The following is a 15762-nucleotide window of genomic DNA, read 5'->3' on the forward strand; positions in this document are numbered from 1 at the left end:
TCAAACTCTCCAATAAAGTTTGTCTAGCATCATAAATAAAAATTGACGTTTCACGTTGTTTGTTTCGTTCAGTTTTCAAAGAACTCGTTTGCCGCTTCATTTGCGACTTCCTTATGCTAACATTTTTATATTTCAATGTCAACTAAGTTTTTTTATTTCGTTTGTCGCGTTTTGCGTTATTGCTATCAGCGACTCGTATAATATTACACCTCTACTCACTAATAGTCAACATATTTTTCTAAAAAAATATAAAAAGACTTACTCTCTATAAGTAAGCCTTTTTCTTCATTCCCACTGATTATGAGCCCTCACCAATCAGGCTGTTACGGGCAGCCCTACTCCCACCTATCTTCTTGCTACTCTTTGAACCTTGAGGTGGGAGTCTTACTACCCGAGAACAGCGGGATAAAACACCTTCATTTACTTCTCTTCCATGATAGGTAATGAAACGATAAACTGAATCTCTCCATCTTCATAATGAGCTCGAATTTGACCTCCCTGGAGTTCTACAATACTTTTTGCAATCGCGAGACCAAGCCCAGATCCTTCTTTGACTCTACTTCGCGATTGATCTTTCTTATAAAAACGCTCGAATAAATTAGCCAATTCTTCTTTTGTAAATTCTTCACTATAATTTGCCACAATGATTTGGATATCACGTCTTTGTCTTTGAAGTGATACTTTAATCTCTCCATTATCTTTACTATACTTAATCGCATTCATTAATAAATTCTCAAACACACGAACCATCTTCTCCGAATCAATCGTAGCATACATACGTTCTTCAGGAAAATGTTTTATGAATGTCAGTCCTTCTTCTTCAGCCTGCGGGACTAACTCTTCTATTAATTGTTCTAGAAGTTCATTGATACATACTTCTTGCTTTTCTAATATGACCTTTTCATTCGTTAATTTCGTATACTCGAATAAATCTTCTATTAAATTCTTTAACTGCTCCGACTTCGTAAAAGCAATTCTTGTATATTCATCATGCTGTTCTTTATTTTCGTATTTAGAATCACGAAGCAATCGTAAATACCCCATAATAGAAGTAAGGGGTGTTCGTAAATCATGAGATACGTTTGTAATCAATTCATTTTTTTGCTTTTCTATCCGTCTTTCTTTTTCTATATTAGAAAACAATTCTTCTGCCATCTGATTCATATTCACAGCCAACAAACTTAACTCATCTTGTCCCTTCTCTGGAATTCTATGTTGTAGATTTCCTTTTGTAATTTCTTTTACCCCTTCGGCCATTGCCTCAATCTGCTTCATTTTTCTTTTTGTTAGATAAAAGAAAGAAAATAAAAAAAGAACAAATCCTATTAGAAACGGAAACGGGCCATCATTCTGTACTTCTCGAATATTCCCTTGTGGTATACCACTTGCAATCATATACATATTTTTCTCTTCAATTGTCAAAGGATAAAAAGTTGTAAACTCTTTACGTTCTCTTTCTATTTCATTATCTATTACATCTTTTTGATATTCATATTGAGAACGATTTATTTTGAAACTCATAATATTACGAATTGTACTATGAAGATTAATTTGTTCTTCTTGAGCACCTTTCGTCTTATATATAACTTTCCCGTTCTCATCAACAATTAGAACTTTTAACTCTCTTTGATATTCTGGACGTTCCAAAACTTCTTGGACGTTAACAGAAGCCCCTTCCCTTACAATAGCCGCTACAAGACTTTCAGCGGTTGTATCAATAAATCGCATACCAGATGAATAATCAATTACAGAATATTTATTTATTCCTTGAAAAAACGGAGATGATGCCCACACTCCCATGATTCCCAGCAAGCTACAGAGAGCAAACGTCGTTATCAGTTGTACACGCAAACTCTTTTGTACCCCACATATTCCTTTATATATTATTTTTTTTAAAATCCCACTTATCCAACCAATTGGTCTAAATATATTTTTAATTATCCTTCTCAACCTTATACCCCACTCCCCATACTGTTTTTATGTATCTCGGCTTTCTTGCATTTTCTTCAACCTTCTCGCGAATTTTTCGAATATGTACCATTACAGTATTGTCTGACTGAAAAGACCTTTCATTCCACACCTTTTCATAAATTTGTTCTGTACTAAATACCATCCCTGAATTGCGCACTAGTAACTCTAAAATTGAAAATTCCCTTGGTGTTAATTTCACCTCTCGATCCGCTACAACTACCTCATGTGTAGAAACATTTATTTTTATATCCCCAATCTCTATTTCATTTTCGTTTTCAATCATAAATCCGCTCATTTTCATATATCGACGAAGTTGTGATTTCACTCTTGCTACAAGTTCTAACGGATTAAATGGTTTTGTCACATAATCATCTGCACCTGTTGTTAATCCTAAAATTTTATCCATATCTTGTGTTTTAGCCGATAACATAATAATCGGCATTTCTTTTTGTTCTCTTACTTTCATGCACATATGAATCCCATCAATTTTTGGCATCATAATATCTAGTACAACTAAATGGACTTCATTGTTTTCTAATATCTCTAACCCTTCTGCTCCATCTCCTGCTTGCAGTATGTTATATCCTTCATTCTTTAAATAAATTGTAATTAAATCTCTAATTTCTTTTTCATCATCTACAACAAGTATTGTTTCTTGTCTCACAATATCTCCCCCAAAATTCTTAAACTCCCTACTTTCCATTATAAAAAAACTTCTAAAGAAAAACGGTGCGAAATCCTTAAGATTTTCTGAAGACGTAAAAAAAGGTCTAGACCCCCTCTTAGTCTAGACCTTTAAAAACCCCTCTACTTCCGAACATAGATGAAATATAGTACGAATAAAACTCCCATTACATACATAATTGGATGAACTTCTTTACGTCGTCCACTTACAACCATTGTAATTGGATAGAAGATGAATCCAATTGCAATTCCCGTTGCGATACTATACGTAAGTGGCATTGAAATAATTGTGAAAAATGCTGGTACAGCAATCTCGAACTTTTTCCACTCAATTTCCCCTAAAGATGAAACCATTAAAATCCCTACAATAATTAAAGCTGGCGCCGTTACAGCTGGCGTTATAACACTTAATAGCGGTGAAAAGAAAAGTGCCAGTAAGAAGAATCCTGCTGTTACAACTGCTGTAAATCCAGAACGTCCTCCCGCTGCTACCCCTGCAGACGACTCAATATAGGAAGTTGTTGTAGAAGTGCCTAGAATCGCACCAATTACAGTCGCAATCGCATCTGCAAATAATGCTTTCCCTGCACGTGGTAATTTATTACCCTTCATTAAACCCGCTTGATTGACAACCGCTACGAGTGTACCTGCTGTATCAAAGAAATCGATAAAGAAGAATGTTATAATAACAATCCCCATTTGAACAGTAAAAATATCTCCAAAGTGCGTTAACGCCATACCGAACGTCGGTTCTAAACTTGGAATTGCTCCTACTACAGCTTTTGGCGTATCAATTAATCCTGTTGCCATTCCAAGAATAGCTGTAAGAATCATCCCATAGAACACTGCACCATTTATCTTTTTAATCATTAAAATAATCGTAACAACTACTCCGAAAATCGCTAACAACGTTGCGCCCTTTGTTAAGTCTCCTAATCCAACAAGAACCGCATCATTTTTCACGATAATTCCGGCATTTTGAAAACCCAAAAAGGCGATAAATAAGCCAATACCTGCTGCTACCGCAAGTTTTAACTCTGCAGGAATTGCATTAATAATTTTTTCACGGATACCAAGAGCTGTAATAATAATGAAGATAATACCTGATACGAGTGTTCCCGCAATTGCTGTCTGCCATGGAACTCCCATTGTTAATACCGCTGTGTAAGCAAAGAAAGAAGTAATCCCTACACCTGGCGCTAATGCTATTGGATATTTTGCAAAAATCCCCATAATTAAAGAACCGATTGCTGCCGCTAATGCAGTGGCAACGAATACTGCTCCCGGATCCATTCCGGTTCCTGCCGGTAGTCCTTTAATGTTTCCAAGTGACAGTGTGGCAGGATTAACAAATAGTACGTAGGCCATAGATAAAAATGTTGTTAACCCTGCAATGAACTCAGTCTTATAATTTGTACCGAGCTCATCAAACTGAAAATAACGTTTCATCTTACGTTTCCTCCGTTGTATAATGACTCGTCGCACTTCATCCTAGCCCTCTTTTATCCTAAAAAATAAAAAAGGCTTCCATTGCCTATATACATGGAAGCGTTCTATAAATAAAGATAAATTCCCCTTATCTTTATAAAAACGCCTCGTAGTCAAGCCATTTACGGTAGCTAGGTAGAAACTTTCGGGCCATATCCCCGAGATTATACGACGGCTATAATATTCACTTTTTGTATCAATCATATAATCATATTAGCGTACAAAAAAATATATGTCAACTTAAAAACGAACAATTTTATAAGTTAAACTTTTTTTGTTCGTATAAAAAAGATCCATCTATATATAAGATGGACCTTCCTGCAAATAAATAGTTTTATTCCCACTCAATCGTTGCTGGTGGCTTAGAAGTAATATCATATACAACGCGGTTCACGTGTTTTACTTCGTTTACGATACGTACAGAGATTTTCTCTAATACGTCCCAAGGGATACGTGCCCAGTCAGCTGTCATACCGTCAATTGATGTTACGGCACGGATACCTACTGTATAATCGTAAGTACGCTCGTCACCCATAACACCTACGCTGCGCATACCAGGAAGCGCAGTGAAGTATTGCCAAATTTCACGGTCTAATCCTGCTTTTTGGATTTCCTCACGTAAAATCGCATCAGATTCACGAACAATTTCTAATTTTTCTTCTGTAATTTCACCTAATACACGAATACCAAGTCCAGGACCTGGGAATGGTTGACGCCATACAATTTCATCAGGAATTCCTAGTTCTGATCCTAATACACGTACTTCATCTTTAAATAACGTATTTAAAGGCTCGATTAATTTGAACTGCATATCTTCTGGAAGTCCACCTACGTTATGGTGAGATTTAATTGTTTGCGCAGTTGCTGTACCACTTTCAATAATGTCTGTGTACAGTGTACCTTGCGCTAAGAAGTCTATTCCTTCTAATTTAGCAGCTTCATCATCAAAAACATAAATGAATTCGTTACCGATAATTTTACGTTTTTGTTCAGGATCTTCTACACCTTTTAGCTTTTTCATGAAGCGTTCTCTAGCATCGATTTTAATAACATTCATATGGAAGCCTTCGCTAAATGTTTTCATAACACCTTCTGCTTCACCTTTACGAAGTAAACCGTGGTCAACAAAAATACATGTTAACTGATCACCGATTGCTTTATGAATTAATACAGCTACAACAGAAGAATCTACACCACCGCTAAGTGCACATAGTACTTTTTTATCACCAACTGTTTCACGAATTTTTTCTAATTCTACTTCAATAAAGTTCTCCATGTTCCAGCCTTCAGAACAACCGCATACGCCGAATACGAAGTTTTTAATTAAATCATTACCGTGCTCAGAGTGACGTACTTCTGGATGGAATTGTACACCGTATAACTGCTTTTCTTCATTGCTCATACCAGCAATTGGACAAGATTCGCTCGTTGCATCTACTACAAAGCCTTCTGGTAAACCTGTTACTAAGTCACCATGGCTCATCCATACAACTTGTTCTTCTGGCAGGTTTGTATATAATTTTGATTCATTCTCTACTTTCAGAACTGCTTTTCCGTACTCACGATGGTTTGCTCGCTCTACTTTTCCACCAAAGTGTTTTGTCATCAGCTGCATGCCGTAACAAATACCAAAAATAGGTAATCCTAGCTCAAAAATTTTCTCATCACAGTGGAATGCATTTTCGCCGTATACACTATTTGGTCCACCAGAGAAAATGATACCTTTTGGATTCATTGCTTTAATTTCTTCCGCAGTAATTGTGTGTGGATGAAGCTCACTGTACACACCGAACTCACGAATGCGACGTGCAATTAATTGGTTGTACTGACTTCCAAAGTCTAAAACGATAATCGTATCGTGCTGTTTTTTCAAAATAATCACCCCAACGTTAATTCTGTATATAAATATTTTCACCAAATTAGGCAAAAAGCATTACCAATATAATAAAAAAAGCCAGTCCCCCACCTCTCGTCTCATAAATAAAGAAAAGGCAGGAGTCTAGCTTTATAAAGATAGTATGTTGCTCTTTATAAACATAAGACGCACTGCCTTCATAGTCAGGTTGTTTACGGTAACCCGGTAGAGACTCTCAAACCATATTATTGAGGATATATGAAGGATTGTTTTATATTATCTTTCTAGATTCTAACAATGAAATATCAATACGGTCAAGAGAGAACACGACAAAATTCTACAGAAATTATATTTCGGTTACGATAAAACCTTTTTTACTATAATTTCGAGAAATTTGATAACAAAAAACACCCATCTCTCGAAAAGAGATGAGTGTTTTAGCGAATAATGAAATTACATCATTCCTGGCATGCCGCCCATTGCACCCATGTCTGGCATTGCCGGTTTATTTTCTTCTGGTTTGTCAGCTACTACTGCTTCTGTTGTTAAGAACATTGCTGCAACAGATGCTGCGTTTTGAAGTGCAGAACGAGTTACTTTTGCTGGGTCTACGATACCAGACTCAAGCATGTTTACCCATTCGCCTGTTGCTGCGTTGAAACCAACACCTACTTTTTCGCCTTTTAGACGTTCTACCACTACAGATCCTTCTAGACCAGCGTTGATTGCGATTTGGCGAACTGGCTCTTCTAATGCACGAAGTACAATGTTGATACCTGTTGCTTCGTCGCCTTCAGCTGCAATAGAAGCTACTTTAGCGTATACATTCATAAGTGAAGTACCGCCACCTGCAACAATACCTTCTTCTACTGCTGCACGAGTTGAGTTAAGTGCATCTTCAATGCGAAGTTTACGTTCTTTTAACTCAGTTTCAGTTGCTGCACCTACTTTAATTACTGCAACGCCACCTGCAAGTTTAGCAAGACGTTCTTGTAATTTTTCACGATCGAATTCAGAAGTTGTTTCTTCTAATTGCGCACGGATTTGACCGATGCGAGCTTCGATTTGTTCAGTGCTTCCTACACCTTCTACGATTGTTGTGTTTTCTTTCGTTACCACAACTTTACCAGCGCGTCCTAAAGACTCAATTGTAGCTGATTTTAAGTCGCGGCCTAGTTCTTCAGTGATTACTTCGCCATCCGTTAAGATTGCGATATCTTCTAACATTGCTTTACGACGGTCACCAAATCCTGGAGCTTTAACAGCTACTACATTGAATGTACCGCGAAGTTTGTTTACTACTAATGTAGCTAACGCTTCACCTTCTACATCTTCAGCGATAATAAGAAGTGGTTTACCTTGTTGTACCACTTGTTCTAACACTGGTAAGATCTCTTGAATGTTAGAAATCTTTTTGTCAGTAATTAAGATATATGGGTTATCAAGAACTGCTTCCATTTTGTCAGAATCAGTAATCATGTAAGGAGATGCATATCCACGATCAAATTGCATACCTTCTACTACATCTAATTCTGTTGTGAATCCTTTAGATTCTTCTAATGTAATAACGCCATCATTACCAACGCGTTCCATCGCTTCTGCAATTAATTGACCTACTTCTTCGTCAGCAGCAGAAATAGCCGCTACTTGTGCGATAGAAGATTTACCTTCAATTGGCTTAGAAATTGTTTTTAACTCTTCTACTGCTGTAGCAACAGCTTTTTCAATACCTTTGCGAAGACCCATTGGGTTTGCACCAGCTGTTACGTTTTTCAAACCTTCACGAATCATAGCTTGTGCTAATACAGTTGCAGTTGTTGTTCCGTCACCAGCTACATCATTTGTTTTGCTAGCAACTTCTGCTACTAATTTTGCACCCATGTTTTCAAAAGCATCTTCTAATTCAATTTCTTTTGCGATTGTTACACCGTCATTTGTAATAAGTGGTGAACCAAATTTTTTCTCAAGTACAACGTTGCGACCTTTTGGTCCAAGTGTTACTTTTACTGCGTTTGCAAGAGTGTCGACACCGCGAAGCATCGAACGACGTGCTTCTTCACTAAATTTAATATCTTTTGCCATAATATTGACCCCCTTGGATTTTTTAAATATATAATTAACCGATAACTGCTAAAATGTCACTTTCGCGTAAAATCAAGTAGTCTGTACCTTCATATTTCACTTCAGTACCTGCATATTTTGAGAAGATGATACGATCGCCTGCTGCTACCTCTAAAGCAACACGCTCACCATTTTCAAGCACTCGCCCAGTACCTACTGCAATAACTTTACCCTCTTGTGGTTTTTCTTTTGCAGTGTCTGGTAATACAATACCGCTTGCTGTTTTTTCTTCCGCTTGAACAAGTTCAATTACAACGCGATCACCTAATGGCTTTAGCATGAACAATAACCTCCTCATTTTTCTATGTAAATTCTTTTATTAGCACTCAAGTCTACCGAGTGCTAACACACTTATAATAATAAATAATCTCAATTTCTTTTGCAAGTAAAAAAATCATAATTTTTTCTCAAATCACGATATAAACTTTTCTACAAAGCATCATTTTTTATAGAACTCTATATATGAATCAACGTTTCTACCTATCGTATGTTACAATAGGAAAGATACCATAAGTTGTTTTCTCTATTCGAACACCTTTTTCCTGTCTCCTATTTTATTTTTAAATAAAATTTTTTCATAAAAGCAGTACTTACATAATATTCGACTGGCTGATTACATGTAATCCGGCCTGATCTCATAAGATAAAATTAGAAAGGATGGTTATCCCACTTGAAAAAACAATATTGGTGGATTGTCGTTACATACATTGTTATGCAGTTATCAGGAATCATTGGCTTGCCCCTTCTCGCAAAAACTGGTCTATACGATAATAGAGGATTTACAGGTGAAGAAAAAATTCAACTTCTAACCGGTCATTGGGCTATTATTAGCTTCTTTATCGCATTATGTATTGTATTGTTATTACTTAGAACCGATATTCGCGATAGACATTTGGATACAAAACGCTCGAATATCCCTGCGACAATTGGTTGGATTTTTATTGGCTTCTTTATGGCATTTTTTGCTCAAACAATTGCAGGTGTCATCGAGATGCATGTACTAGGTATTAAGCCTGGCTCTGAAAATACCGCACATTTAATGGAAATTGCAAGAACGACTCCATGGTTCCTTATTGTTATCTCAATAATAGGACCTATTTTAGAAGAAATTGTATTTAGAAAGATTTTATTTGGTACATTATATAAAAAGTTCAACTTCTTTATCGCAGCAATTATTAGTTCGCTTGTGTTTGCTGCTATCCATTTTGATTTTACACACTTATTAATATACACTGCTATGGGCCTTGTGTTTGCCTTTTTATATGTGCAAACGCGTCGAATTATCGTTCCGATTATGGCTCATGTTGGAATGAATACAGTAGTCGCAGTAGTTCAAGTTTTCGTAAGTAATAACGAACAAATACAAGAGCTAATGAAACAAGCTGAAAAAATGCAAGGCTTTATCGGAGGATTTTTAACATGAGAAATTCACCTTTGTTCATGGCAGCACTATATTTCCTTCTTGGCTGCATCTTTGTAGTCTTTGCTATCATGAAAGCAACAGATACTGTTTGGAACATCTGGACAATACTGTTCGCTGCTATGGCAACAATTGACTTTAATCTAGCACTTCGATTGATTTTAGTTAAATTCATAAAGAAAAAACAGTAAAACGCAGAGGGATTCCTCTGCGTTTTACTGTGGATAATTTTTCAGAAAATAAACAAGCGTTTGTAATTCTACTGCTAAATCAATATGATGAATCCTTATTTTTTCTGATACATTTAACCGTGCCGGTGTAAAATTCAAAATACCGTGTACACTTGTATAAGCCAATCGATCTGCTACAGCTTGTGCAACGTTAGCAGGTACTGTTAGTATTGCCACTTGTATATCATTCGTTAGTCGCTCTTCCAATTCATCCAAATGATATACAGGAATTCCTCCGATTTCTTTTCCCACTTTCTCTTCATCGACATCAAATGCCATTTCAATTTTCGTATTATTATTTTTTGTGAAATTGTAATGTAAGAAAGCGGTCCCTAAATTCCCTACTCCAATAAGTGCCACGCGTGTTATATCATCTTGATCAAGCGTTTCACGGAAAAATGATAATAAATAGTTTACATTATATCCATATCCTTTTTTCCCTAACGCTCCAAAATATGAGAAATCTCTTCGAATTGTTGCGGAATCTACCTTCACCGCTTCACTCAATTCTGCTGATGAAACACGTTGCTTACCAGAAAGAGATAAATTTTGGATAAATCGATAGTATAGAGGCAATCTTTTGGCTGTGGCCTGCGGAATCTTTTGCTGATCCATATAACCTCTCCTCTCTTCCTATCTTTGTTCGTATACTTGGAATAAATACAAAAGTTTAGCACTTATAACATTCCTTGTATAATAAAGAAAGAAAGAAAAACTCTCTTTATTTTAAACTATACACTATTTTTAGTATGATTGAGAAATATAAACTTGGCAAAGTTAAGAATTTATTTGAGGTGAAAACATTGATTTTATTACAAGTGAATGGGCTTTCAAAATTATATGGTGCTGAAACAATTCTAGCTCATATTAAATTGGAAGTTCAAACAAAAGACCGTATTGCACTAGTCGGCCGAAACGGTGCTGGAAAATCTACATTATTAAAAATAATCGCTGGAGAATTGTCTTATGATAGCGGTGAAATAATAAAGCCGAAAGATGTTTCAATTGGCTACCTAGCTCAAAATACTGGATTAGAAACTTCTTTAACAATTTGGGATGAGATGCTAACTGTCTTCACACATTTACAGGAAATGGAGAAAAGACTGCGAAGGTTAGAGCATGAGATGGGATTAGAAGAAAACTTCTCAAATGCTGTCGTCTACGAAAAATTACTTCGTGAGTATGATCAACTACAGTTAGATTATAAAAATCAAGGTGGTTATCAATATGAAGCTGATATTCGCTCAATTGTAAGCGGGCTCGGTTTCCCACCTGAAACACACCAAACAACCATTTCCACATTAAGCGGTGGACAAAAAACAAGATTAGCTCTTGGAAAATTATTATTAACGCGCCCTGATTTACTCATATTAGATGAACCGACCAACCATTTAGATATTGATACATTAACGTGGTTGGAGCAATACTTACAAGGATATCCTGGTGCGATCTTAATCGTTTCTCATGACCGTTACTTTTTAGATAAACTTGTTACTCAAGTATATGAAATTTCTAATAAAGAAAGTAGACGATATGTTGGCAACTATAGTAAATATTTAGAGTTAAAAGCTGCACAATATGAGCAAGAAATGAAACGCTACGAGAAACAACAAGAAGAGATCGCAAAACTTGAAGACTTTGTTCAAAAGAACATTGCACGCGCCTCTACAACGAAGCGAGCGCAAAGTCGACGCAAACAGTTGGAGCGAATGGAATTACTTACTAGACCCGTCGGAGATTCCAAATCCGCCTCGTTCCATTTCGATATTGAAAAACAAAGCGGGAATGATGTCCTCCAATTAAAAGATGTTTCAATTGGCTATGATGAGAATCCTATTATCAAACATGTAAATATGCGTTTAACTCGTGGCGATAGCGTGGCGCTAGTTGGGCCGAATGGAATTGGGAAATCTACATTATTAAAATCTATTGTGAACAAGTTACAAACATTACATGGCGAGATTTCTTTTGGTTCAAATGTATCTGTTGGATATTATGATCAAGAACAAGCAAACTTAACATCATCTAAGCGTGTGTTAGATGAACTATGGGATGATTATCCGCTAGCGCCAGAAAAAGAAATTCGTACACTACTTGGTAATTTTTTATTTACAGGTGATGATGTATTAAAGCCAGTCTCTTCTCTTAGCGGTGGGCAAAAAGCTCGATTAGCCCTAGCAAAATTAATGATGCAAAAGGCAAACTTATTAATTCTCGATGAACCAACCAACCATCTTGATTTAAATAGTAAAGAAATTCTGGAAAATGCATTAATTGATTATCCAGGAACCCTTTTATTCGTATCTCATGATCGCTATTTCATTAACCGTGTCACAACTACAGTCGTTGAGTTATCAACAGACGGTGCAAAAGAATATTTAGGCGACTATGATTACTATATTGAAAAGAAAAATGAAATGATTGAGCGTGCAGAATTTGCACAAAAAGAAGCAGAAATTTCTATTCCCAAAAACTTTGCACAAGAAAAGTTAAGCTATATGGAAGAAAAAGAACGTAAAAAGTTAGAACGTCAACGGATGCGAAAAATTGAGGAACTGGAGCAAAACATTTCTAAACTAGAAGAAGCAATCGAAGAATTAGAAGCTCAGCTCTGTCTGCCTGAAGTATATACAGACTACGAACGTGCAAGTGAAGTTACAGCAGCGAAACAAAACCTTCAAGAACAATTAGAAAAACATATGGGAGAATGGGAAAAATTACATATGTAACCTCTCCATTTATCCCACTATTTATGAGCAGTAAGATTCTCACCTTAAGATTCAGAAAGAAACAAGGAAAATCGGTGAGAATAAGTTGTCCATAACGGTCTAATTGCTGCGGATCTTTAAATAAGGTAGCTACATATTCTTGAGCTACCTTATTTTTTTACCTGCTCGAAGCAACTTTGTGTCATCAGATATCTTACCTATTCTTTTCTATCCACAACATTATACACATATCCACCTTTATAAAATAAAAGCTAAAGTCACTTTTCCACATTATCCACAAATACACAAAAAGTTATCAACATTTTATATTCACAATAAAACCCACATTATCAACAGATAATGTGGGTTTTATCCACAACTTGTGATTAATTTTGTGTATAACTAATCTTCTATATTTAAACCCGGGTTTGCATTTAATGCGAACGTAGCACGCTTCCCTTGCTTATACGCAATAGTACCTGCCGCTGCAATCATCGCTGCATTATCAGTGCATAACGATAATGGAGGAATAATAAGCTCTATATTTTCTTTTTGTGCAAATTCTTCCTCTAATCGTGTACGAAGTCCTTTATTTGCTGCTACACCACCTGCTAAAAGCACTTGCTTTACATGATATGCTTCAGCTGCACGCACAGCTTTCGTTACCAATACATCTATTACACTTGCTTGGAAACTTGCCGCTAAATCTTCTGGAGCAATTTCTTCCCCGCGCTGTTTGGCGTTATGCACAGTGTTAATAACTGCTGATTTTAATCCACTAAAGCTAAAATCATATGAATCTGGCTCTAACCACGCACGTGGTAAGTCGATCGTTGGTTGCCCTTCATGAGCAAGGCGATCGATATGAGGACCACCTGGATACGGCATAGATAGTGTACGTGCAACCTTGTCATAAGCTTCCCCAGCTGCATCATCTCTTGTTTCACCAATGACTTCAAACGAACCATGCTCTTTCATATAAACAAGCTCTGTATGTCCTCCTGAAACTACAAGTGATAACAATGGAAATTCTAGCTCTTTAACTAAGCGATTTGCATAAATATGGCCGGCGATATGATGGACGCCAACAAGAGGAATATTATGAGCAAAAGCAATCGCTTTAGCTGCATTTACACCGATTAAAAGGGCGCCTACTAATCCCGGTCCTTCCGTCACTGCAATTGCATCAATATCTTCAAAAGAGAGATTTGCCTCTTTTAGTGCCTCTTCTAACACAACTGTAATTTGTTCAACGTGGTGGCGAGACGCAATTTCAGGTACAACGCCGCCAAAGCGCTTATGACTTTCTATTTGCGAAGCAACAACATTCGCTACTATTTCTGTTCCATTTTTCACAACTGCTACAGCTGTTTCATCACAGCTTGTCTCAATACCAAGTATAATCGTATTTTTTTCCATTATAAATTCACCCACATTACAAGACCATCTTCATAATTGTCTGTATAGTATCGTTTTCGAATTCCACCATTTTGGAATCCGTACTTCCGGTATAACTGTTTTGCTACTTCATTTGACACACGAACTTCGAGTGTCATTGTTTTCGCTCCCATTTCCTTTGCTTGTTTCATTACCTCTTGAAGCAGTGCATCTCCAAGTTTTTGGCCACGATATTCTGGTAAAATGGCTATATTGGTTATATGTGATTCATCAATAATAATCCACAATCCACAGTATCCAACTACTAAACCATCTTTTTCAACTACAATATACTGTGAATATTCATTCATTGTTAATTCACGGTAAAATGCATCAGCAGTCCAAGGAGTTGGGAAAGACGCTTCTTCAATCGCTACCACTTGAGCAATATCATCAGTTGTCATCTTTCTAAATGTAATACCCATTTTAATATCTCCTATTTCTTTTGGCTTTCTAACCATTTGGTCTCCGCTTCAGCTAAACGCAAATAGCTCGGTACAAATGTATGTACATTTTGCTCTTCTTTTTGTAAACCTAAAAATGCAAGTTCACTCGGTCTTGGATTATTCTTTGTAAAAGGAGCAAATATCGCTTGATCACCTAGATGCTCTACAATTGTTTTCTGATGCATTTTCACATCGTTACCAATAAATAAAACAGGTTGTTTTTTCTCTTTCAACATTTGTAACCAATCTACAATTAGAACAATACGATCATCTTCTATAGAAGTTAACTGTTCTTTCTCGTATGTATATAATCCTGTATAAATTTGTCCACGTCGGCCATCAAATAAAGGGCAAATAAGACCTTGGAAATTCGCTCCGTTCGCTGCTATCACTTCTAAACTAGATACGCCAACAATTGGTATTTGTAATGACCATGCTAATGTTTTGGCAACTGTTACACCAATACGCACACCTGTATACGATCCTGGACCAGCTGCTACAACAATCTTATTTAGTTCTTTCGGTTTGACATTACATTCCTTTAAAAGTTGATCTACAGCTGGCATAAGGCGTATAGAATGATTCTTTGTTAAATTTGTAATGATTTCCCCGATAACAGTATCTCCCTCAATAAGAGAAACACCCATTACGTAATTTGAAGTATCAATTGCTAGTACTTTCATTTTGTAATAGCTCCTCACATAATCTAATATAGCGGTCTCCTTCTGGTTCTAATACAATCTTTCTTGTATCATTTCCAGCATGAAATATGCTAATTTTTAATTTTTCATTTGGTAAATATGGCTCTATTAAGTGAGCCCATTCTACAACTGTTACCCCTTCACCAAAAAAGTACTCATCAAATCCTAAATCTTCTTCGCTTTCCGCTAAACGGTATACATCCATATGATATAGTGGTAATCTCCCTTTATACTCTTTAATAATGTTGAAAGTTGGGCTATTTACCACTCGCTTCACACCAAGACCTTTTGCAAGTCCCTTTGTAAATGTAGTTTTACCCGCTCCAAGATCGCCTTCTAAAATGAATACATCTTGCGCTGTAACAAGTTTTCCAAGCTTTTCTGATAATTGCTGTGTTTCTTCAGACGAAGTTGTTGTAACTTCATATTTATTCAAAGGTTTCACCTACTTTACTTACAATATTCTCTGCTCTTTATTATACAGGCATTTTGAACATATAAAAAAGACCTTAGGAGTATTCCTAAGGATTAGTTTGACTGTCTCTATAAGTTTTCTTAAAAATAAATAAAAAAATACGAAACAATCTGTTTCGTTCTTTTCTTTGTATAAAATGGCGGTCCCGACCGGGGTCGAACCGGCGATCTCCTGCGTGACAGGCAGGCATGTTAACCACTACACCACGGGACCATTTGGTTGCGGG

At 36.5% G+C, this 15762-nt stretch carries 14 protein-coding genes, 1 tRNA gene and 2 riboswitches; of the genes, 3 read left to right on the plus strand and 12 right to left on the minus strand.

The window, feature by feature from the left end; genetic code table 11:
* Window positions 1-420 precede the first annotated feature (420 nt).
* The 6 genes from MR056_RS20805 to groES all read right to left on the minus strand — a co-directional run bounded on the left by MR056_RS20805 (window position 421) and on the right by groES (window position 8399).
* Window positions 421-1938, minus strand: a complete 1518-nt coding sequence (locus tag MR056_RS20805; protein WP_041810188.1) for a sensor histidine kinase — start codon at window positions 1936-1938, stop codon at window positions 421-423.
* Window positions 1934-2635 carry a response regulator transcription factor gene (locus MR056_RS20810; protein WP_041810187.1) on the minus strand — a complete coding sequence of 234 codons (702 nt, stop codon included), beginning with the start codon at window positions 2633-2635 and terminating at the stop codon, window positions 1934-1936. Before MR056_RS20810 ends, MR056_RS20805 begins: the two co-directional genes overlap by 5 nt.
* A gap of 143 nt (window positions 2636-2778) precedes the next feature.
* Window positions 2779-4104 (minus strand): NCS2 family permease, encoded by a 1326-nt coding sequence (locus MR056_RS20815; protein ID WP_011983379.1) that lies wholly within the window; start codon window positions 4102-4104, stop codon window positions 2779-2781.
* A 129-nt stretch (window positions 4105-4233) separates the two neighbouring features.
* A riboswitch (purine riboswitch) is annotated at window positions 4234-4336 on the minus strand.
* Window positions 4337-4477: 141 nt separating this feature from the next.
* On the minus strand, window positions 4478-6016 hold the full coding sequence (gene guaA, locus MR056_RS20820; RefSeq protein WP_011983378.1) for a glutamine-hydrolyzing GMP synthase: 1539 nt from the start codon (window positions 6014-6016) through the stop codon (window positions 4478-4480).
* Between the two features lie 162 nt (window positions 6017-6178).
* Window positions 6179-6280: riboswitch (purine riboswitch) on the minus strand.
* 171 nt (window positions 6281-6451) lie between these two features.
* A complete protein-coding gene (gene groL, locus MR056_RS20825) occupies window positions 6452-8080 on the minus strand; it encodes a chaperonin GroEL (RefSeq protein WP_011983377.1) in 1629 nt (542 codons plus the stop codon).
* A 34-nt stretch (window positions 8081-8114) separates the two neighbouring features.
* On the minus strand, window positions 8115-8399 hold the full coding sequence (gene groES / locus MR056_RS20830; protein ID WP_011983376.1) for a co-chaperone GroES: 285 nt from the start codon (window positions 8397-8399) through the stop codon (window positions 8115-8117).
* 390 nt (window positions 8400-8789) lie between these two features.
* Here groES and MR056_RS20835 point away from each other — a divergent pair, with 390 nt between their 5' ends.
* Window positions 8790-9542: a CPBP family intramembrane glutamic endopeptidase gene (locus MR056_RS20835; RefSeq protein ID WP_011983375.1), complete on the plus strand. Its 753-nt coding sequence runs from the start codon at window positions 8790-8792 to the stop codon at window positions 9540-9542.
* The gene (locus MR056_RS20840) at window positions 9539-9730 is read left to right on the plus strand and encodes a YdiK family protein (protein ID WP_011983374.1); all 192 of its coding nucleotides are present in this window, start codon (window positions 9539-9541) and stop codon (window positions 9728-9730) included. Before MR056_RS20835 ends, MR056_RS20840 begins: the two co-directional genes overlap by 4 nt.
* 24 nt (window positions 9731-9754) lie before the next feature.
* On the opposite strand, the gene MR056_RS20845 is transcribed toward MR056_RS20840, so the two are convergent.
* Window positions 9755-10384 carry a redox-sensing transcriptional repressor Rex gene (locus MR056_RS20845; RefSeq protein ID WP_011983373.1) on the minus strand — a complete coding sequence of 210 codons (630 nt, stop codon included), beginning with the start codon at window positions 10382-10384 and terminating at the stop codon, window positions 9755-9757.
* A gap of 188 nt (window positions 10385-10572) precedes the next feature.
* Between MR056_RS20845 and MR056_RS20850 the strand changes: the two genes are divergently transcribed.
* Window positions 10573-12498, plus strand: a complete 1926-nt coding sequence (locus MR056_RS20850) for an ABC-F family ATP-binding cassette domain-containing protein (RefSeq protein WP_041809381.1) — start codon at window positions 10573-10575, stop codon at window positions 12496-12498.
* 381 nt (window positions 12499-12879) lie between these two features.
* Here MR056_RS20850 and tsaD read toward each other — a convergent pair whose 3' ends face one another.
* The 5 genes from tsaD to MR056_RS20875 form a co-directional block, all read right to left on the minus strand.
* Window positions 12880-13896: a tRNA (adenosine(37)-N6)-threonylcarbamoyltransferase complex transferase subunit TsaD gene (tsaD, locus tag MR056_RS20855; protein ID WP_011983371.1), complete on the minus strand. Its 1017-nt coding sequence runs from the start codon at window positions 13894-13896 to the stop codon at window positions 12880-12882.
* On the minus strand, window positions 13896-14339 hold the full coding sequence (gene rimI, locus MR056_RS20860; protein WP_041809378.1) for a ribosomal protein S18-alanine N-acetyltransferase: 444 nt from the start codon (window positions 14337-14339) through the stop codon (window positions 13896-13898). The genes tsaD and rimI overlap by 1 nt, the downstream gene beginning before the upstream one ends.
* 11 nt (window positions 14340-14350) lie before the next feature.
* A complete protein-coding gene (gene tsaB / locus MR056_RS20865; protein WP_011983369.1) occupies window positions 14351-15043 on the minus strand; it encodes a tRNA (adenosine(37)-N6)-threonylcarbamoyltransferase complex dimerization subunit type 1 TsaB in 693 nt (230 codons plus the stop codon).
* Window positions 15024-15497, minus strand: a complete 474-nt coding sequence (tsaE, locus tag MR056_RS20870; protein ID WP_011983368.1) for a tRNA (adenosine(37)-N6)-threonylcarbamoyltransferase complex ATPase subunit type 1 TsaE — start codon at window positions 15495-15497, stop codon at window positions 15024-15026. The genes tsaB and tsaE overlap by 20 nt, the downstream gene beginning before the upstream one ends.
* Window positions 15498-15673: 176 nt before the next feature.
* Window positions 15674-15749, minus strand: a tRNA-Asp gene (locus tag MR056_RS20875).
* Between the last annotated feature and the right edge of the window lie 13 nt (window positions 15750-15762).

Origin of the sequence: Bacillus cereus group sp. BfR-BA-01360 (genome assembly GCF_022663595.1) — a bacterium.
Lineage (GTDB): Bacteria > Bacillota > Bacilli > Bacillales > Bacillaceae_G > Bacillus_A > Bacillus_A cytotoxicus.

Bases quoted from the DNA above. Each gene is read 5' to 3' on its own strand.
- rimI (WP_041809378.1), bottom strand. From the start codon at position 14,339: ATGGGTATTACATTTAGAAAGATGACAACTGATGATATTGCTCAAGTG.
- MR056_RS20815 (WP_011983379.1), bottom strand. From the start codon at position 4,104: ATGAAACGTTATTTTCAGTTTGATGAGCTCGGTACAAATTATAAGACT.
- groL (WP_011983377.1), bottom strand. From the start codon at position 8,080: ATGGCAAAAGATATTAAATTTAGTGAAGAAGCACGTCGTTCGATGCTT.
- groES (WP_011983376.1), bottom strand. From the start codon at position 8,399: ATGCTAAAGCCATTAGGTGATCGCGTTGTAATTGAACTTGTTCAAGCG.
- MR056_RS20840 (WP_011983374.1), top strand. From the start codon at position 9,539: ATGAGAAATTCACCTTTGTTCATGGCAGCACTATATTTCCTTCTTGGC.
- MR056_RS20845 (WP_011983373.1), bottom strand. From the start codon at position 10,384: ATGGATCAGCAAAAGATTCCGCAGGCCACAGCCAAAAGATTGCCTCTA.
- tsaD (WP_011983371.1), bottom strand. From the start codon at position 13,896: ATGGAAAAAAATACGATTATACTTGGTATTGAGACAAGCTGTGATGAA.
- tsaB (WP_011983369.1), bottom strand. From the start codon at position 15,043: ATGAAAGTACTAGCAATTGATACTTCAAATTACGTAATGGGTGTTTCT.